Origin of the sequence: Streptomyces sp. KM273126 (assembly GCF_004337435.2) — a bacterium.
In the GTDB taxonomy this organism is placed as follows: Bacteria; Actinomycetota; Actinomycetes; order Streptomycetales; family Streptomycetaceae; genus Streptomyces; species Streptomyces acidicola.
Map to the genome: position 1 here is coordinate 1,936,665 of NZ_SJXB02000002.1, position 18,582 is coordinate 1,955,246.

General features: G+C 70.3%; 20 protein-coding genes. 8 read left to right on the forward strand and 12 right to left on the reverse strand.

Annotated elements, in window-relative coordinates; all coding sequences use genetic code 11:
* Positions 1-347: 347 nt before the first annotated feature.
* Positions 348-1,094 carry a maleylpyruvate isomerase family mycothiol-dependent enzyme gene (locus E0500_RS39225; protein ID WP_131565989.1) on the reverse strand — a complete coding sequence of 249 codons (747 nt, stop codon included), beginning with the start codon at positions 1,092-1,094 and terminating at the stop codon, positions 348-350.
* 73 nt (positions 1,095-1,167) lie between these two features.
* Here E0500_RS39225 and E0500_RS44610 point away from each other — a divergent pair, with 73 nt between their 5' ends.
* Entirely contained in the window at positions 1,168-1,764 is a 597-nt protein-coding gene (locus E0500_RS44610; RefSeq protein ID WP_399120794.1) for a protein kinase domain-containing protein, read from the forward strand.
* A gap of 55 nt (positions 1,765-1,819) precedes the next feature.
* Positions 1,820-2,683, forward strand: coding sequence for an MOSC domain-containing protein (locus E0500_RS39235; protein WP_131565986.1), 864 nt, complete (start codon positions 1,820-1,822; stop codon positions 2,681-2,683).
* Between the two features lie 124 nt (positions 2,684-2,807).
* Here the strand turns inward: E0500_RS39235 and E0500_RS39240 are convergent, their stop codons facing one another.
* The 6 genes from E0500_RS39240 to E0500_RS39265 form a co-directional block, all read right to left on the reverse strand.
* Positions 2,808-4,142, reverse strand: a complete 1,335-nt coding sequence (locus E0500_RS39240; RefSeq protein ID WP_258573771.1) for a hypothetical protein — start codon at positions 4,140-4,142, stop codon at positions 2,808-2,810.
* A 97-nt stretch (positions 4,143-4,239) separates the two neighbouring features.
* Positions 4,240-5,427, reverse strand: a complete 1,188-nt coding sequence (locus E0500_RS39245; RefSeq protein ID WP_131565983.1) for an MFS transporter — start codon at positions 5,425-5,427, stop codon at positions 4,240-4,242.
* Between the two features lie 45 nt (positions 5,428-5,472).
* Entirely contained in the window at positions 5,473-5,808 is a 336-nt protein-coding gene (locus E0500_RS39250; protein ID WP_131565980.1) for a hypothetical protein, read from the reverse strand.
* 310 nt (positions 5,809-6,118) lie between these two features.
* Entirely contained in the window at positions 6,119-6,613 is a 495-nt protein-coding gene (locus E0500_RS39255) for a GNAT family N-acetyltransferase (RefSeq protein WP_131565977.1), read from the reverse strand.
* Positions 6,614-6,622: 9 nt separating this feature from the next.
* Positions 6,623-6,919, reverse strand: a complete 297-nt coding sequence (locus tag E0500_RS39260) for a hypothetical protein (protein ID WP_131565975.1) — start codon at positions 6,917-6,919, stop codon at positions 6,623-6,625.
* 139 nt (positions 6,920-7,058) lie between these two features.
* Complete coding sequence (locus tag E0500_RS39265) at positions 7,059-7,247, reverse strand: hypothetical protein (protein ID WP_165935081.1); 189 nt, start codon at positions 7,245-7,247, stop codon at positions 7,059-7,061.
* 67 nt (positions 7,248-7,314) lie between these two features.
* On the opposite strand from E0500_RS39265, the gene E0500_RS39270 reads away from it, so the two are divergent.
* Positions 7,315-7,827: a TetR-like C-terminal domain-containing protein gene (locus E0500_RS39270; protein WP_220141496.1), complete on the forward strand. Its 513-nt coding sequence runs from the start codon at positions 7,315-7,317 to the stop codon at positions 7,825-7,827.
* A gap of 227 nt (positions 7,828-8,054) precedes the next feature.
* Here E0500_RS39270 and E0500_RS39275 read toward each other — a convergent pair whose 3' ends face one another.
* Positions 8,055-8,249 (reverse strand): hypothetical protein, encoded by a 195-nt coding sequence (locus E0500_RS39275; RefSeq protein ID WP_131565969.1) that lies wholly within the window; start codon positions 8,247-8,249, stop codon positions 8,055-8,057.
* A gap of 161 nt (positions 8,250-8,410) precedes the next feature.
* Positions 8,411-8,938 (reverse strand): hypothetical protein, encoded by a 528-nt coding sequence (locus E0500_RS39280; protein ID WP_258573772.1) that lies wholly within the window; start codon positions 8,936-8,938, stop codon positions 8,411-8,413.
* Between the two features lie 253 nt (positions 8,939-9,191).
* On the opposite strand from E0500_RS39280, the gene E0500_RS39285 reads away from it, so the two are divergent.
* The 3 genes from E0500_RS39285 (at position 9,192) to E0500_RS39295 (ending at position 11,920) form a co-directional block, all read left to right on the forward strand.
* Positions 9,192-9,332, forward strand: a complete 141-nt coding sequence (locus E0500_RS39285) for a hypothetical protein (RefSeq protein ID WP_165935082.1) — start codon at positions 9,192-9,194, stop codon at positions 9,330-9,332.
* 159 nt (positions 9,333-9,491) lie between these two features.
* Complete coding sequence (locus E0500_RS39290; protein ID WP_131565966.1) at positions 9,492-10,277, forward strand: cyclase family protein; 786 nt, start codon at positions 9,492-9,494, stop codon at positions 10,275-10,277.
* Positions 10,274-11,920: a thiamine pyrophosphate-binding protein gene (locus E0500_RS39295; RefSeq protein WP_131565963.1), complete on the forward strand. Its 1,647-nt coding sequence runs from the start codon at positions 10,274-10,276 to the stop codon at positions 11,918-11,920. The genes E0500_RS39290 and E0500_RS39295 overlap by 4 nt, the downstream gene beginning before the upstream one ends.
* An 87-nt stretch (positions 11,921-12,007) precedes the next feature.
* On the opposite strand, the gene E0500_RS39300 is transcribed toward E0500_RS39295, so the two are convergent.
* The 3 genes from E0500_RS39300 to E0500_RS39310 are packed head-to-tail and all read right to left on the reverse strand — an operon-like array spanning position 12,008 to position 15,926.
* Complete coding sequence (locus tag E0500_RS39300; RefSeq protein WP_181587371.1) at positions 12,008-14,320, reverse strand: glycosyl hydrolase family 95 catalytic domain-containing protein; 2,313 nt, start codon at positions 14,318-14,320, stop codon at positions 12,008-12,010.
* A gap of 58 nt (positions 14,321-14,378) precedes the next feature.
* On the reverse strand, positions 14,379-15,065 hold the full coding sequence (locus tag E0500_RS39305; RefSeq protein ID WP_131565960.1) for a cinnamyl alcohol dehydrogenase: 687 nt from the start codon (positions 15,063-15,065) through the stop codon (positions 14,379-14,381).
* A 51-nt stretch (positions 15,066-15,116) separates the two neighbouring features.
* Positions 15,117-15,926, reverse strand: coding sequence for a TetR/AcrR family transcriptional regulator (locus tag E0500_RS39310; RefSeq protein ID WP_181587372.1), 810 nt, complete (start codon positions 15,924-15,926; stop codon positions 15,117-15,119).
* Between the two features lie 130 nt (positions 15,927-16,056).
* Here E0500_RS39310 and E0500_RS39315 point away from each other — a divergent pair, with 130 nt between their 5' ends.
* Positions 16,057-17,013, forward strand: coding sequence for an NAD(P)-dependent alcohol dehydrogenase (locus E0500_RS39315; RefSeq protein ID WP_131569016.1), 957 nt, complete (start codon positions 16,057-16,059; stop codon positions 17,011-17,013).
* Positions 17,014-17,096: 83 nt separating this feature from the next.
* On the forward strand, positions 17,097-18,560 hold the full coding sequence (locus E0500_RS39320; protein ID WP_258573773.1) for a sulfatase-like hydrolase/transferase: 1,464 nt from the start codon (positions 17,097-17,099) through the stop codon (positions 18,558-18,560).
* The last annotated feature ends 22 nt before the right edge of the window (positions 18,561-18,582 follow it).

The following is an 18,582-nucleotide window of genomic DNA, read 5'->3' on the forward strand; positions in this document are numbered from 1 at the left end:
CCGCCAGGCGCACACCAGGGAGGAGGTACCCCCTCAGTCGCGAACCGCAACACGCTCCGCGTCCGCCTCCTCCCGGACGGGCGACCGGAGACCATGCCCTGCTCATGGTCGTCCACACCGTTCGTGGCCTGGATGTTGAGCGAGGCACCGGGCTTCTTCAACGCCGACGGGATGGCGATCCGAACCTGCGGCACCACGTCCTGCACCGTCGTGGGGGAGGGGGCTACCGGCTGCAGGCCTTCAACGTGGACTGCTGGACGGACAGACGGACAGACGGAACGAACGTCGGCGGCAGCACGGCGTGGGTACGCGGTCGTCATGCGGCGACCTGTGTGTGGTGCGGCGCGCTACCCCCAGGTCACGGCGGACTTCTCGCGCCACAGCGCGGCAGGTGACTCGTCGCCCGTGACGCTCGGGAACGGCTGCCTGTTCCACAGCGACAGATAGAGCCGCGCGGCGGGACCCGCCACCTCGCAGTCCGCTTCCGCCGTTTTGCCCCGCTCACTCACCGGCGGCCCGGATGACAGCCGTACGGTCCACACGGTGCCTGTGTCCGTCGCCCGTACCCTCAGGACCCGCGGCTGGTCGATGCGCACCCGGCTCTTCTCGCGCGCGTGGAAGGCGAGCAGCAACTCGTCGATGCCGTCGACCGCGAACTCGGGGGCGATCGCGCCGACCGCGTCGGCCGTGCCGTCGCGCGCCGACTCCGCGTCGGCCCGGTGGACCGTCGTCTCGTGCGCCTGCCGCCGCGCCCAGAAGGCCAGCGGCGAGGGCGCGGGCAGGAAGCTCCAGCACGCCACGTCTGCGGGCGCCGCCGTGAGGGTGTCGACGAGCTGCCGGTGGCCCTCCCGGAACCAGTCCAGGAGTTCCGCGCCGTCCAGGTCCGGCTCGCCCGCGCCGGGGTGGTACGACGTGTGCCCCTCGGTGACGAACGCCCCGGCCCACCGGTGCACCGTCCCCGTGTGCCGTAGCAGATCTCGCACCTGCCAACCCGGGCACGTCGGCACCCGGGCCCCGGTCCCAGCGCGCTCGGCGGCCGCGACCAGCAGCCGGCCCTCCCTGTCCAGGGTTTCGATGTGCTCGGCAGTCTCCATGGGGCGAGTGTGCCGGATGGAGCGCGGTCGCCGTCTTCGACTACGACAACGAGGGCGCACCTGCTGGATCGTCATGGAGTACGTGCCCGCACGCAGCCTCGCGCAGATCGTCGCGGTCCGAGGCCCGCTCACCCCCGAGCAGGCGGGGGCGATCCGCAGCCGGATCGCGGACGCCCTGGCGAAGTCCCACGAGGAGGGTGCCGTGCACGGCGACGTGACCCCGGAGAACATCCTGGTCACCGACGAAGGCGTCGCCAGGCTCACGGACTTCGGGATCTCCCGGGCCCTGTGGAGCGAGGTCACCTGGGACGACGAGTCACGTGTCCCCGAAGGACTCCGGCGACAACACCTGCGCCGTACTCATCCAGCACCGTCCTGCACGAACGCGGTCGGCGATCACACTGTCGAGTTGTTCAAGCTGACCGTGTGCGAGCAGCAGCGGTCGACGAAGAGGGTGTGTGACACGGCCAAAGGCCCGTCGGCCACGGTGGTGAAGAACAGCGAAGGCGCAGCCGGGGAAACGAGGCGGCGGATGCCGCCTCCTGACGTGGACTCGCTGAACATGCCCATCACCCGGTCGGAGGTCCGGCAGTTCCCGAGTCGCGCACTCCGGATTTCACGCACCTGCGGCTGTCCGTTTGACAGGAGTATGGCGAGGCTTTCCGCTTGAAGGGCGACGCCGGCGTTACGTGCTGCGCTCGTGCCTTGAACAGGAGGAAGCCGTCATGCAAACGGATCCGTCGCAATCGCTCTCGCCCTCCACGCATGCGAGAGGCGGCACGGTTGTCGGATTGTGGCGCTACCCGGTGAAGTCGATGCTGGGGGAGGAATTGAATGCCTCCGAGGTCACGGAGCGCGGTCTCGTCGGGGATCGACAGTTCGCCATTGTCGACGCGGCGACGGGAAAGGTCGCGGGCGCGAAGAATCCGCGCAAGTGGGGGAATTTTTTCGATTTCCGTGCTGCCTATGTCGCGCCTCCTCGGGCGGGATCGAAACTGCCTGCCGTTCGCCTGACCCTGCCCGATGGAACCACCGCGCTGAGCGACCAGCCCCACGTGCCGCAGATCCTCTCCAAGGAACTCGGCCGAGAGGTCGTGCTCGCGCAGGCGCGAGGCGAGGGAGAGTCGTCGGGTGCGACGGCCGAGGAGTACTGGCCGGATATGGAGGGTCTCGATCACAGAGACACGGTCACCGAGTGGCAAATGCCGCCGGGCACCCTTTTCGATATGGCGGTCGTGCACCTGCTGACGACGGCGACGATCGAACGGCTGCACGCGCTGTATCCCGATGGACGCTTCGAGGCTCGGCGGTTCCGGCCGAACATTGTCGTGGCGACCGGCCCGGACGAGCAGGGCTTCGTGGAGAACGACTGGATCGGTCACACGGTCGCGATCGGCAACGAGGTCCGCTTGCGGATCTCCGGCCCCTGCCCTCGCTGCGTCATGACCACGCTGCCACAAGGGGACTTGCCGCGAGACGTGGGAATCCTGCGTACGGCAGCGCAGCACAATCAGGTGCATGTAGGGGTCTACGCCGATGTGATCGCGGGCGGCACCATTCGGCGCCGCGACCCCGTCACGCTCGCGTGATGATCCCCGCACCAACGACGCACGTCACCGCACGCGTCCCGTACATGATGTGCGGTGCAAAGCTCAACTCCGAGCCAGGTTCACCAGTTGAGGAACTGCAAACTGGTGGGCACCCGGCGCCGCTTCAGGTCCGCCGCCGGTGCCGGCGGTCCAGCGTGGGCAGCCATGGTGCGGCGGCGAGTACGGCCAGCAGCGACAGCAGGGGAACGCGCCACCACCCCGAGATCTGCGCCGGTGGTGGGGGCGGCGCCTTCGCCACCCACGGCCGTGCGGTCTTCGACCATGCCAGGAACGCGTCACCGACGGGGACCAGACCGAAGGCGTACCGCTTGGTCCACGGGGTGTCGATGGGGAGGCCGGTCAGCTCGCTGACGCCTGCCAGCGCGGCGGCGAGCGGAACGTCGCCGTGGACCTGGGCCGCGCCGATGGTGACCACGCTCGCCGAGAGACTCACGCCGAGCGGGAGCGGGCCGGAGTCGATGTCGGCCGGGCCGTCCGTGCCGTCGGGGTACTCTCGCACGGCGGGCCCGAGGCCGAGCGGCGAGGTGAGGTACCGGTCGCGGAAGCGCAGGTACTGCTCACCGGCGAAGACCGGGTCGATATCGATCAGGAAACGTTGGATGAGGCTCTGCGAGGTGCCCCTGGCCCCCTCGATCGGATCGCCGGTGTCCGGCTCGGCCCGGTGCGGGAGCAGGCCGGTGCGCGGGTCGAGCCGCCCGCGCACCTCCCGCACCCACCGCTGAACGGTTTCGGTGAACCGGTCGGTCAGCAGCGCGTCGTGCAGCCGCAGCGACGCGATCGCCACGGTCGAGTCGACCGGCCACACCTGACCGGGGTACGCCTCCAGATACGGCGACCGCGAGGCGCCGAAAGCCGCGGCGAGCGCGGCCGAGTCACGGGTGAACCGGCGCACCTCGCCGGGGTCGCGGTGCTCGGCTGGTTGCAGGCTCAGCACGCCGCCGCGCAGCCAGTTGCTCCAGCCGCGGTGGAAGACGCCGTACGGAGGGGTGAGTTCCGGGCTGAACGGGGCGCGGCCGGACGGGGAGTCAAGCCTCGCCAGCGCCCACCGGGCCTCTCGCAACGCCGTCGACCTGTCGCCGACGGGTTCGCGCATCCCGATCTCGACCCGGCTCAGACCGTAGAGCGCGTGCAGGAAGAAGTAGCCCTCGGGGAACATCCTCTGCGCCTCGGCGCCGGCTCCGTCGTCCAACTCCTCACGCAGGAACGCCAGCTGCCGCCGGACCCCGGGCGGTTCTCCGTCCGTGTCCGCGGTGGCCGGCACGACCAGCCGTACCGCGCCCAGCAGGGCGCAGACGCTGACCAGCACGGCGGCCAGCCGACGCGAGCGGCGCAGCACCTGACGCCGTGCCGACGGCGGTGAGGGACGGCCGCCGCTGCGACCCGCCTCGGCCTTCCCTCCGGGACCAGTGTCAGCCGCGGCCTCTGTACCGATCCTCAATCCCTGGCCCCTCGTCGTCATCTGGCAGTGGCACTACCCAGGACGACGCGAGGCCGTAGAGCGGTTCACGAGGCGAGGCGATCTCAAGGCCCCCTCCTCAGGACGTGGGAGGGGCAGGGTGTGAGCCTGCTGCGGCGCGCCGTGTCGTGAAAGCGATGACCGTGGCCAACGCGGCCAGAGCCGCCACGCTGGTGAGGGCGGTGGGAAGGGAGAACCAGTCAGCCATGAACCCGATGGCGGGCGGGCCCAGGAGCATGCCGCCGTAACCGAGAGTGGATGCGATCGCGACTCCGTCGGGACCGGCCAGCGTGCCGGCGCGTTCGATCGCGACCGGGAAGAGGTTGGCGAGGCCGAGCCCGGTGATCACGAAGCCGAGGAGTGCCGCCCACAGAGAGGGGGCGAGCGCGCCGAGCAGCATGCCGACCGCGGCGGTCGTGCCGCCGGACACCAACGTGCGGGTCTGGCCCAGGCGTTCGAGCAGCTTGGTGCCGGTCAGCCGGCCCACGGTCATGGCGAGCGCGAAGCAGGAATAGCCGATGGCCGCGACGCCCGGTGTGGCGTCGAGATCCTGTTCCAGGTGCAGTGCGCTCCAGTCGGCCAGGGCTCCCTCCCCGTAAGCCGTGCACAAGGCGATCAGGCCGAACGTGATCACAAGGCCACGGGTGGCGTTGTCCAGGTGGCGTGGCGCGGGCTCCTTGTCCGACGCGTTCTCCGGTGACGTCGGAGGACGGTGGCGCAGCAGGGTGCGGCCCGCCAGGACGGTGACGATCAGACCGATCGCGGTGAGGCCGAGCAGATGACGCGTGGGGGACAGCGCCCCGGCGACCAGTCCGCCGAGCCCGGCGCCGATCATGCTGCCGAGGCTGAAAGCGGCGTGGAAGCTGGGCATGACGGGCCTTCGCAGCGCACGCACCAGGTCGACTGCGGCGCTGTTGAAGGCGACATTGATGCCGCCGTACGCCATTCCGAAGACCAGCAGTACGGCGCCGAGCGCCAGTGCCGAGTGGGTGAGCGGCGGCAGGGCGACGCTGAACGAGAGCAGGATGCCGCAGACCACGGTCACGGGGTGGCTGCCGAAGCGGCGGCAGAGGCGGCCGGTGAGCATCATCGTGATCACCGCGCCCGCGGACACGCCGAGGAGGGCGAGGCCGAGGGCGCTGGCCGAGGCGCCGGTCTGCTGCTTGATGGCGGGGATGCGGACGACCCAGCCGGCGAAGATGAAGCCGTCGAGGGCGAAGAAGGTGGTGAGCGCGATACGGAGCCGGGTGAGGTCGTTGCCCGGCACGACGTTGTGAGTTCGGGATTTGTTTATTCGCGGCACAAAGTCAGGCTAAGTGGGGTGCCGGTGCGGGGCAAGGAGGGCCGACCGGCTCCAGGGCACGGCAGGGGTGTGTCCTCGCGTCTGCCCCGCCGGGCGGTGACCCCGGTCCGCGCACACACGGACCGGGGTCTCATCGCCTATCCGGTCGGTCTGCCGCAGCTTGTTGGTCGCGTCCAGCGCGGCGACCTTGTAGGACTCCGCGAGCGTCGGGTAGTTGAACACCGCGTAGACCAGATGGTCGACCGTGCCGCCGCCGTGACGGTTGGCGGGCCGCCGGTCGGCCTGCTCTCGGGGTCTGGAGCGGCGGGAAAGACCGACGGCACCAAGCCCCCCTGTGCGGCTCACCAGGCGGATTCCAGCGGTCGTTGCAACACGTGATCGTGTTGGGCGGCTGCGAGCAGTGTAGAGAGACGATCGGCTGGGGTTTCCCAGTCGAGCGTCTTGCGTGGGCGGCTGTTGAGTTCGGCGCGACAGCGTCGAGGGGCAGGTCCGACAGCAGCCCCAGCATCAGATCCCGTACCCGACGCCGGGGTTCAACCCGGGCGAACCGGCCGGCTATCCGGCTCATCAGGCCCTCGAACGCTTCCTGCCGGCGAGCAGGGTCTACGCGGTGGCCGCAGCCTTCCCGCAGCCGACCCACGAGCAACATCAAGGTCTATGAGTGGAGGTCGCGCTGGTACCAAGTGCCTGACTTGCCGCCGAGATCGGCCGGGGTGGCAGGGCCAACCGGGACGAACCCGGCCTTGGCCAAGACTTTCTGGGACGCGGCGTTGTCGTGGGAGGTGGCCGCCCGCAGTGTGCGCAGGTCGTGCATCGCTGTCGCCATCCGGAACAGCTCCCGGACGGTCGCGGTCGCCACGCCGTGGCCGGCGACCCGCTCCGCGACCCGGTAGCCGAGTCTGGCAGTGCCGTCCTCCAAGTCGTACAGGTTGAACCTGCCGAGTACCGAGCCGTCCTCGGCGACGAGCACGTAGAAGGCGCAGATGCCGGCCCCCTGCTCGGCCAGCGAGGCGTTGTACCGGTCGGTGAACTGGTCGAAGAAGTCGTCGCCGCGGTCGGAGATCGAGGCAGCGAAGTAGGTGCGGTTCGCCAGCTCGAAGGCCAGGACCGCCGAGGCGTGGTCGGCATGCAGCCGCTTCAGCTGGGGCATTGCCCGACTCTACTCAGTAGGTGACTCTGTCGGGGATCTTGAGCGGTCGAGGTCGAGGTCGAGGTCGAGGTCGCGGCCGAAGCCGTCGTTCTTGGGGTGTTGGCTGGTGGAGTTGACCGGCAGTGGCCCGGTGACCGTGACCTGGTGTTCCCGGGCTGCCTGCTTCAGATGGACCAGGGAGGTGTAGCCGCCGTCGACCAGGTGCTCGGCGGGCAGCAGTCCACGGCGCTTCAGCCGGGTGTGGATGCCACGCAGAGCCTTCGCGTCGTAGTCGGTGGCGTCCGTGGTGGCCACGTCCGTGATCACGTTGACGTCGTCAGGGGAACAGGTCTTGGTGACATGCGCGACGAACCCTTTCCAGCGAGTGGTCTGACCGCGCCGCGCGTAACGGGCCGTCGGGTCGTAGGGGGAGACGGCCGCGGCTTGCGCCGGCGGCCGGTGTCCTTCAGGGCTGTGCCGGGGCTCCGACCTGGTCGCGGACGGCGGTGTCGAGGTCGGTGGCGGTGAGACCGAAGGTGGCCGCGGTTTCGTCTGCGTCCATGTGGAACGGTGCGTACCACTGGTAGTCCATCTCGGCCATCTCGCGGGCGATGGGTACCACGACCCCCGCTGAGCGCATCACAAAGCGTGGCATCTGGATCAGTCTGATCGGAGGTCGGCCCGCGGCGGCTGCACAGCGCTGGGCCAGCTCTCGGATCGTGATGGCGGGCGGGGACGGCACGTGCCTCGGCATCTCCGCTCCGTCGATCTACCCGCACTTCCCCGACCAGCCGGCCATCATGCTGGCTGTGGTCCGACGGGAGTTCACCGCCCTGGAATCCCATCTCAGGGCCGCCGCGAATGCCGCCGGTGATGATGCCCGGGATCGGCTGTACGCCCTGTGCCACGACTATCTCGGCTACGCGGAGGAACACCCCGGGCGCTACCGCGCCATGTTCGGAGGCCAGTGGATGCCGACCCTGGGGGAGAACTCGCTGACAGCCGAGGATCTGACGACCCTCGGTGCGGACGCCATGCAGTTGCTTGCCGAAACCCTCGCCGACTGTGGTGCGGCAGGGCAATCGGCAACCACCGACCCGCAGACGGACGCGGTCACCCTCTGGGTCTGCCTGCACGGGCTGGAGCACCAGCGCGCGGTCTCCCGGATGCCGTGGATCGCCCCGAGCGTCGCCGACGCCATCATCGACAGAGTCGCCAGACTCGGCAGTGCGTGATCATCTGGGACCGTCCTGACTCCGGCTGGGCGGTGGGCGACTGCGCCGGAGAGACGACTGGTGGTTCTGGTGGGGCCCAGGATCTGTTGAAGGGGGAACCGATGATGCAGCCGGGGGAAGACCTGCCGGAGCGTACGGGCGGGGAGTTGTCGCTGGAGGAGAATGACAGGATCAGGGGGGAGTTCGGTGCGCGTCTGCGGGCGCTGCTGGAGCTGACGGGGCTCAGCTCACGGGAGTTCGCCCTGCGTTATCCCGTCGCGCCAGTCGGTCCACTCGCCCGTCCCGGCGCTGCGGGTGCGGATCTGCGCGGTGCCGTCGAAGCGCCGGGTGTGGTCCGACCAGGAGACGCCGATCAGCGAAAAGGACTTGGGCTCGGTGCGCGGCAGGGTGCCCTTGGCCTTGCCGGTCCTGCCGAACGCCATGGTCTGCGCGCTTGCCGGGCGGGCCGTGTCCTCGGTGCCGGAGCCCTCGTCGGAGGCGACCGCGATCGTCGCCAGCCCGGCACCGCCGAGAACGGTCGCGCCGGTGGCCAGCCAGGTGGTGCGTGAACGGCAGAGCGTGCGGCGCGCGAGGGGGTGCGCGGTCAGCCCGCGGCGTCGGCCGGGTCCGGACCGGGGGGTGGGCTGGGCAGCGTTCCGGTGCAGGTGGCGCGGCCGAAGTCGCCGCTGGCGGTGGCGCTCTGCATGTGCCGACCCTGTACGGCGACGGCGCAGCGGGCCTCGCCGCCCTTCTCGCCGAGCACGATGCTCACGACGGGGCTGCTGCCAAGGGGCACCGGCACGGTCTTGCGCCACGGCAGGGCGGCAGCCCTCACCACGGTGGCCTTCCCGGACTCGCTGCGCGCCTGATAGGTGATGTCGGCGGTGCCGGTGCCGGTCACCTCGTACGTGACCGAGGCGGTGGGCACCTCGCGCTCCTTCTTCTCATCTCCGCCGCCCCCGGAGAGCACTCCGTAGAGCACGAGTCCGCCGCACGCGGCGAGCGCCACGGCGGCCGTGATCACCCCGGCGCGGTCCGGACTGCCGGTCTTCGCGCCGGTCTTCCCGTCCTGCGGCAGTTCTTCGGACTTCTCTTCGGACTTCTCTTCGGACTTCGCGGTGGAGCTGCCCATGAATTCCCCCTCGACAAGTGAATCACCGATGCACTCAGCTCGCGCGGACTGAGGCCGGACCGGGTTATACCGTACGGCGTCGGCTTCTTTCCAGCAGGCGGAAATATCGGGCATAAAGTCGCGTCCATGCGACTGTTTCAACTGTGAACTCCATCAAGTAGCTGCCCGATGCCGACGCGCCCGGCTGCGGGACGGTTACGCCTGGCAGGAGGCGTCCGGACAGCTGGAGGTCCCGAGTGACCTGCGCGTTCAGGTGCCGGCCGGCACCCGGTGGCAGACGAGCACGGACTTCACCCCTGCCGTCACCGGGGACCGCTACACGGCGACGTTCCACGCCGACCTCGAACGGAAGGTGCTCGTCTTCGACGCGGTGAACCCAGGGAAGAAGGGATAACGCTTCTCCGCACCCGACGGCCCGCCGTCCGGACTACGTGTCCGGGGGCCGGGCCGCTGTCATGCTGTCAGTTCCGCATTGGTGTTCAGTATTTCTGTCCAGCGTGGCGGTTCCGCCGCCAGTTCCGCCTTCAGTTCCGCCGTGTGTCAGGAGGCCCCCATGCCCGAGCCGTCCGTCCTCGCTTCGCTGGTGTCCGCCCTGCGCGGTGGGGCGATCGAAGTCGTCGACCTCACCTCGCCGTTGTCGTCGTCGACGCCGGTGATCCAGCTGCCGCCCGAGTTCGGTCAGACTGCCGTGTTCGAGCTGGAGGAGATCAGCCGGTACGACGACCGGGGGCCGGCCTGGTACTGGAACAACTTCCGCAGTGGCGAGCACACCGGTACCCACTTCGACGCCCCGAACCACTGGGTGACCGGGAAGGACCTCTCCGACGTGGCGTCCGTGCCCGCGCGTCGGCTGATCGCACCGGCCGCCGTTCTGGACTTCACCGCCGAGGCACAGGAGGACCCGGACTTCCTCGTGGAGGTGGGGCACGTGAAGGCATGGGAGGACGAGAACGGGCCCCTGCCCGAAGCCGGTTGGCTGTTGCTGCGCACCGGGTGGGACGCTCGCTCGCACGCGCAGGAGGAGTTCCTGAACGTGGACGAGAACGGACCGCACACCCCCGGCCTGTCGGCGGAGTGCGCCCGCTGGGTGGCTCAGGAGTCGCCGGTGATCGGCCTCGGAGTGGAGACGGTGGGCACCGACGCCGGGCGTGGGCACGCGTTCGACCCGGCCTTCCCCTGCCACTCCTATCTCATGGGTAGTGACAAGTACGGACTGACGCAGTTGCAGAACCTGGGGGCACTTCCGGCGACCGGCTCCGTCGTCATCGCGGGACCGCTGCCCATCGTCGCCGGGTCCGGCTCTCCCGCGCGGGTCCTCGCGCTGGTGGAGCGCTCGTGAAGGTCGCGGAGGCCGTCGGGCGGGCGCTGTCCGCGGCCGGGGTCGGTCATGTCTTCGGAGTGGTCGGATCGGGCAACTTCCATCTGACCAATGCCATGGTCGCGGCAGGGTCACGCTTTGTCGCCGCACGTCACGAAGGCGGCGCGGCGACGATGGCCGACGCGTACGCGCGCATGAGCGGCACCGTGGCCGCCGTGAGCGTGCATCAGGGGCCCGGCCTGACGAACGCCATGACGGGCATCGCCGAGGCGGCCAAGAGCCGTACGCCGCTTCTCGTGCTGGCAGCCGAGGTGACCGAGCCGAGATCCAACTTCCACATCGACCAAGCGGCCCTGGCGTGCGCGGTGGGCGCGGTCCCGGTACGGATCACGTCGGCCGAGGACGCGGTGGGGCAGGCCCGCGCCGCGGTGCACCGGGCCCTGCACGAACGACGCACCGTGCTGCTCAACCTCCCCTTGGAGGTGCAGGCCCTGGACGTGCCGGACGGTGTCCTGACGCAGGCCGCGCCACCGCCGGAACGGACAGCGGTCGAGCCGGCGCCGACCGACGTGGCGGCCCTGGCGCAGGTGCTGGAGCGGGCGCGGCGGCCGGTCTTCGTGGCCGGCCGGGGATCACGCTCACCCGGTGCCCGGGATGCCCTTGAGGCGCTCGCCGACCGCTGCGGTGCGCTGCTGGCGACATCCGCCGTGGCGCGCGGTCTGTTCCACGGCAACCCGTGGTCCCTCGACGTGTCGGGAGGCTTCTCGTCGCCCCTGGCAGCCGAACTCATCGGGGCGGCGGACACGATCGTGGGCTGGGGCTGCGCGCTGAACATGTGGACCACGAGGCACGGCCGGCTGATCGGTGCCGACACGACCGTCGTGCAGGTCGACGACGACACGTCGGCGCTCGGGGCACATCGCCAGGTGCAGGTGGGGGTCACCGGCGACGTGGAACTCACGGCGCGGCGTGTGCTGGAACGGTACGCGGGGGACGCGGAACGGCAGGGCTGCCGGACCGACGGCACCGCCTCGGCCATCGCCGCGGGCGTGCGCTGGCGGGATGTGCCGTACGAGGACACGAGCACGCGTGAGCGGATCGACCCGCGCACGCTGAGCATCGCGCTCGACGACATCCTCCCCGCACAGCGGGTGATCGGCGTGGACTCCGGCAACTTCATGGGCTACCCGAGCATGTATCTGTCGGTGCCGGACGAGAACGGCCTCTGCTTCACGCAGGCGTTCCAGTCGATCGGCCTGGGGCTGGCGACCGCGATCGGTGCCGCGCTGGCGCGGCCGGACCGGCTTGCGGTGGCCGCGCTCGGGGACGGTGGCGCGCTGATGGGCGCAGCGGAACTCGACACGGTACGCCGGCTGGGGCTGCCGATGGTGGTCGTCGTGTACAACGACGACGCGTATGGAGCCGAGGTGCACCACTTCGGGCCCCACGGACATCCGCTCGACACGGTCGTGTTCCCGCCGACCGACATCGCCGCAGTGGCGCGGGGGTACGGCTTCGAGGCCGTGACCGTGCGCACGCGGACGGACCTGAAGGCCGTCGAGGACTGGGTCGCCGGGCCACGGTCCGCGCCGCTGCTCGTCGACGCCAAGGTGGTCGGGGACCGAGGAGCCTGGTGGCTTGAGGACGCGTTTCGCGGACATTGACGACACGGTGGTCGGGCCCGGCGCCCGGCCGCGAACGACGAGAGCGGCCGGGCACCGGGTGCGGAGAGCGGAAGCGGGTCGCACCAGCTACGGCAGCCCCCAGGGCTCGCCCGGCTCGCTCACGGTCACCGGGGCGATGACCAGGTCGGGTCGCCTGCCCGCGTACAGCAGCACCTCGCGGCCCTTGGGAAGGTCGATGGCGAGGGTGCCGTCGTCCGTGGGGCGGGTGCGGGCCGGGGAGCCGTCGTCGAGGAGCGCGGTCACCGGGCCGCCGCTCAGACCGTGCCGGAGTTCCAGCGGCTCGCCCGCCAGACTCCGTACGCGGACGAAGCGTGTGATGCCGCCGGTACGGGCCGCGCTGACGAGGAAGGCGCCCTGGGTGCGGAAGTCGTGGAGGGTGACATCGGCCCAGGATTCCGGTACGGCGGGGAAGACCCGTACGACACCGCCCCAGCTCTGGCAGAGCATGTCGTGCAGGGACTGCGACGCCGACAGCGGGGTCTCGATGACCGGACCGGCCTCGGTGTAGTGGGTGTTGGCCCGGCAGGGGTAGCGCGTCGTCGGGTCGAAGAACATCTTCAGGTACGACAGCGCGGTGTCACCGCGGCCCATCATCGCGTACAGCGACGCGGCGCCCGTGTAGCTGTACCCGCGGTGGGCTCCGGTCAGCGCGTGCCAGTGGGCGACCGACTTCTCGATCAGCTCGCGCTGCTCCGGCTGGTCCCAGTTGACGAGGTAGAGCGGATAGACCATCAGCAGGTGGGAGTAGTGGCGGTGGGACTGGGCGTACGGGGTGTCCGCACCGATCATGAATCCGTTCCCGTCCACCGGGTACGGCGTGAGCCTGGTCAGCACCTCCTGCCAGCGCGGCTTCAGGGGGTCGTCGACTCCCAGGCGCTCGGAGGCCTCCAGCAGTGTGGCGCAGCCCCAACGGATCAGTGACAGGTCGTAGTTGGTGTCCTTCGGGGGGACCACCGGATACTCCGGGGACAGCGTCGAGGGCAGGTGCAGCCTGCCGTCGTCCTCCGGCTGGAGGAAGTGCAGGTAGTAGTTCATCGCGCGGCGCAGCAGCGGGTAGATCGTGTCGCGCAGCAGACCCTCGTCCATGGTGTGGCGGTAGCTCAGCCACGCGTTGTGCAGGGCCCAGGTCAGGTTGCCCGACTCGCCGCCGCTTCCCGGGGTGGGGGCGCTGCGGTTCATGAACATGTCCGAGCTGCGGCCGACTCCGGCGCTGTCCGACCGGTAGGCGGCGGGTACGTTCGCGGTCAGTTGTTCCTGGCTCTGCCGGAGGGTGCTGGCGAGCGAGTCGAGTTCCGGGTGGTTGGAGCCGTGGACGATCCAGTATTCGAGCTGCACATTGAGGTTCCACCACACGGCGGGCCACGGCGTGGGCTCCAGCCACGGTCCCGAGGTGGCCATCACCGGGCCGCCCTCGCGGCTGGCCGACGCGATCTTGTAGAGCTGGATCCAGTGGAAGCTCTGCAGCCGCTCGTCGGGGACCGAGACGAAGCTCTTGCGGTAGAACGCGTGCCACCAGGTGATGTGGCGGCTGCGGAGCACCCCGTAGGCGTCCGCCCGCTGGATCTTCTTCAACGAGGCTTCGCCTGCCCGCGTGTCCGAGGGATGGCTGTGGGCGACGGTGAGCAGCAGGACGTCACCGGAGCGGCGGTGGGCCGTCGCGGTCTGACCGCCGCCGGTGAGCGGCTGGAGGATCTGTTGTACATCGCCGGTGGTCCGGGTCGTCCAGGGCGGGTTGGGGGTGTATCCGGCCGGCGGCTCCTCGCTGATCTTCCTGGGGCTGATCGCCTCCTCCGGGTGGAACGTCCAGCGGACCTTCTCGCCGCCGTCGGCCGTCGCACGTGTGGCGAGGATTCCGTCGTGGATGAACGCGGCGAACGTCAGGGAGCCCTTGTCCGTGGTGACCGTGCCGGTGAGCTCGGCGTCCCACAGGCTCAGCCGCCAGTCGACCGCGGTGACGGTGCCGACCGGATCGAGGGTCAGGTGCCCCACGGGCAGCCGGCACGTGCCCCAGCCGCTGCCGAACTCGGGGCGGTGGTCCTGCACTTCGCCGTGCTGGACGGTGAAGCGGATGCCGTTCGTATCCGGATCCTGGTACACCATGCTGCCCAGCCGTCCGTCACCCAGGAACGGCCCTTCGTGCCACAGCTTGGGCAGCTTGTGCCAGATCAGGTCCTGTCGGCGCAGGAAGCCGGACCAGGCGCCGCTGGAGTCCATGCGGTTGCGGAGCGTCCATGGGGCGCGGCCGGGACCGGCCGCGAGGCCTTCGCCCTCGGCGGCGCCTGCGGGGGCGCCGGGGGAAGCGGCTTCGGCGACCGTGGGCAGGGCGGCGAGCGTCGTGCCGCCGAGCACGGTACCGAGCACGGTTCTTCTAGAGGTCATTGCGGGTGCCTCCAAGGTACGACGGTTCGTCAAGGTCCTCCGTGCGTCTCCGCACGGGTCATCGCGTCCAGTAGGTGAGGTTGCGGAAGCGCGCCTCGGCGCGGCCGCTGCCGTGGTGGTAGACGCCGTTCTTGAAGTGGCGGGTGGCGGGCCCGCGGTCCTCTCTGGTCAGCACCAGTTCGTCGTCGAAGTAGACCTTGACGCTGCCGCTGGAGGCGTTGTGTTCGAGCTTGACGTTGAACCACGTGTTGTAGGCGTTCGTCTTGAGGACGGTGCTGTCGTAGGCCCGCACCGATCCGCCGCTCGCGCTGTAGGCGTTGAGCATGAAGTCCGTGGCGGGGGTGCCCGAGGGGTGGATCACACGGAGGATCTGCACGAAGGTCGCGCCGTTCGTGCCGGACGGGAGGTACACGTCGGCGTCCCACATGTGCTGCCCGGACGTGTACTCCTGGTTCCAGCGCATCTCGGTGCGCGGGTCGGTGGAACTGCCCTGCGACATGGGCTCGTCGGTGTCGTACACCCACATGCGGTGGACACCGCCGCTGTTGGTGTAGCGGTCGCTCAGGTCGAGGTTCCACGGTTTCTGCATGCCGTAGGTGAACGCGGTCTTCTTCCAGCCGTCCGTGGGTGAGGCGGGTGCGGCAATGGACGTCGCCGGGGTCATCGCCCAGACCGCGCCGCCGGCGAGCAGGCCGCCGGCTGCGAGAACCGCACGTCTCGACGGCTCTAAATGTGAAGGGCTCATGTCAATCACTCCTGGTGGGCGTCGCGCTGGTGTGGGGGTCGAGCGGGCGGATCACAGGAACGATTCATCGGATCTATCGTCTGGCGCAGCGTAGGACTGACGCTCAAAGCGCGTCAATGTATGGAACGAGCCGAAGATAGATCCGATGTACTTCCGCTCCGGTCGCTGCTCCGCCTCAGCTCGCCGGGGGCCACGGCAGATGGGAGGGGCGAGCCGCGCCGGGGGCGGCAAGGGGGCGGTCCGGTCCGCGAGATCGGCACGGAAGGAGTGGAGCAGGAGGGCGGCGAGCCGACGGGACGCCGCCACCGCGGCCTCCGTGGATCCGGCGGTGATGCCGTTGTTCGCCATGAGGAGGAGCGAGAGGTCCGACCGTTCGAAGTCGGCGCGCAAACGCCCGGTGTCCTTCGCTCGCTGTACGAGGGTGGCGAATCCCCGCTCCACGCGGACGTGTTCCCTCTCGAAGTCCGTCGCGTCCGGGAACGCCGTCAGGAAGGCCGCGGAGAATCCGCGGTCGAGCGCGTTCATGACGCACATCTTCTCGATGACCAGGCGGAAGCCGTCCCACGGGTCGGGTTCGGCGAGCGCGTCGTCGACGACCGTTGTACAGGCCGTGATCTGGTCGGCGAAGACCGTCGTGATCAGCGCCTCACGGGTGGGGAAGTGCCGGTACAGGGTGGCGACGCCGACACCGGCGTGGCGGGCGACGGCCGCCATCGGCACGTCGAGGCCCCGCGCTGCGAACAAGGCGCGGCCCGCTTCGAGAATGCGGCCGCGGTTGTGCCGTGCGTCCGCACGCCGACCCGGCTCCCGGGGGGACGCGTCGGCAGAAGAAGGCTTCATCCGAGAGGAACCGGCGGGCATGTTTCTCACCTTAGCTCAACCGGACTGACCTCTCCGGTTACGTGGTTAGCGTGACGGTCACCGGCGGTTCGGCGTCCACAGGGCGTCCGGCCACGGCCGATCGACCGAGGCAGTGGAAAGAGTGAGTGACATGCGTGCAGCCCTGTACGACAGGTACGGCCCTCCGGACGTGCTCTACGAAGGCACCGTGCCGAAGCCGGACACCAAACCGGGGGAGGTCCTGGTGCGCGTCCATGCCGCCAGCGTCAACGGAGGCGAGCTGCTGGGGCGGGCGGGCAAGGTGCGCCTGGTGACCGGGCTGATGGGACGCGGCTTCCCGAAGCGCACCGGGATCGACTTCGCCGGAGAAGTCGTCGACCCAGGTGCCTCCGACTCGGGTCTGGCGACGGGTGACCGGGTGTGGGGGCTGCTGCCCCGCAGTTTCGGCAGCGCCGCGGAATTCGTGGCGGTGGCTCCGCGTCAGCTGGCCCTGGCGCCCAGCGGCCTCGACCTGGTCCAGGCGGCGGCGCTGCCGGCCGTCGGCACCACGACCATCACCGCACTGCGTGACAAGGCCCGTCTCACGGCAGGCGAACGGCTGCTCGTCCGCGGTGCGAGCGGCGGCGTCGGCAGCGTCGCCGTCCAGCTCGCCAAGGCCTACGGCGCCCACGTCACGGCGCTCGCCGGGGCGAAGCACCTCGACTTCGTACGGGACCTCGGTGCGGACGAGGCCTTCGACTACGCCACCACCGGTCCGGCCGACCTGGGCCGGTTCGATGTCGTTCTCGACACGGTCGGCACCGCGCACCCCGCCTACCGGCGCCTCCTGGCCCCCGGGGGACGCATGGTGGCGATCGCCTTCGACGCCGAGAACCTGGCGGCCTCGCTGTCGTACCTGCTCGTGTCGACCGTGTTCGGTCCGCGCCGCGTACGGTTCTTCAGCGAAAACCCCACCCGCGCCCTCATCGCCGAGCTCACACGCCTCACGGAGAGCGGAGCGATCCGGCCCGTCGTGGACACGGTGTATCCGCTCGCCGACATCGCCGCCGCGCACGGGTCGCTGGAGCGTGGCGGCGTACGCGGAAAGCACGTGATCCGGATCGTGTGAGCCCCGTACCCGCCGTGCGGTCTCCCTGGCCGAGCGGGAGGCACGGGGGCGATCCCGGCCCTTCCGCCCTATGCTGAGGAATCATGGAGGCGGATGCGTACAGCCGCGCGCCCGATGAAGTGAGGGACTCCGCAGGGTCGTTGGGTCGCCCCTCGATGATCGTCGTGCTCACCGACCAGCAGCGCTGGGACACCACAGGAGTGCACGGCAATCCGGCCGACGTGACACCGGAGTTCGACCGGATCGCCCGAGAGGGCACCCACGTGGAGCAGGCGATCACCCCCAACCCCGTGTGCGCTCCGGCCCGTTCGTCCCTGCAGACGGGCCGCTTCCCGACGGCGACGGGCGTGTTCCGCAACGGTCTCGCGCTGCCACCGGACATCCCGACCCTGGCGGGGGAGTTCGCTCGGGCGGGATACGTGACGGGCTACATCGGCAAATGGCACCTCGCGGGCGAGGACCAGCCGGACGGCCCCGTCCCGCCCGAGCGGCGCGGCGGTTACCAGGAGTGGCTGGCCTCGGACCGGCTGGAGTTCACCTCGGACGCCTACCGCACGGTGCTGTACGACGGCTCTGGGCAACCGGTGCGGCTCCCCGGCTACCGCTCCGACGCCCTGGTCGACGCCGCGATCCGATTCGTCGCCGACCACCACGACCGCCCGTTCCTGCTCTTCCTGTCCCTCCTGGAGCCCCACCACCAGAACGGCACGGACGACCACCCGGCGCCCGACGGCTACCGCGAGCGCTACCAGGGCAGCTGGCTGCCCCCGGATCTGGCCGCGCTCAGCCCCGCCGCACCGCAGGGCGGCGCCCACCGCCACCTCGGCGGTTACCTCGGCCAGATCAAACGGGTCGACGAGGGCGTGGGCCGGCTGCGCGACGTACTGCGCGGCCTCGGCATCGCGGACACCACGGTCCTGGCCTGGACCGCCGACCACGGCTCGCACTTCCGTACCCGCAACAGCGAGTACAAGCGCTCCGCCCACGAGGCGTCCGTGCGCGTCCCGCTGGCCCTCACCGGCCCCGGATTCACGGGCGGAGGCCGAATCCGCCACCCCGTCAGCACCGTCGACCTGGCACCCACCCTCCTTCAGGCCGCCGGCCTACCGGTGCCGGACGGGGTGCAGGGCCGCTCCTTCCTGCCGCTGACCGGCGGCGGCACCGACCCCGGCCGTCCCGCCGAGGTGTACGTCCAGATCAGTGAGGACCACGTCGGCCGGGCGGTGCGCACGGACCGCTGGAAGTACGCGGTCGCCGCACCGGACGCCGACGCCTGGCACGAGCCCACCGCGACCCGCTACGTCGAGACCGGGCTGTACGACCTGCACGCCGACCCGTACGAGTTGGACAACCTCGCCGGACTGACCTCCCACCGCGCCGTCGCCGACCAGCTGCGCGAGGCCCTGCGGGCATGGCTCGGGCGCACGGGCGAGCCCGACGCGACCGTCGAGCCCGCACCGCCGCGCACCACCGCCCAGCGGAGACCGGATCCCCAGGTCTCCGCATGGGACGGGGCACGCTTCGGACATCAGCCGCCCACGACATAGGTGCTCCGTGGTGCGGCAGTCA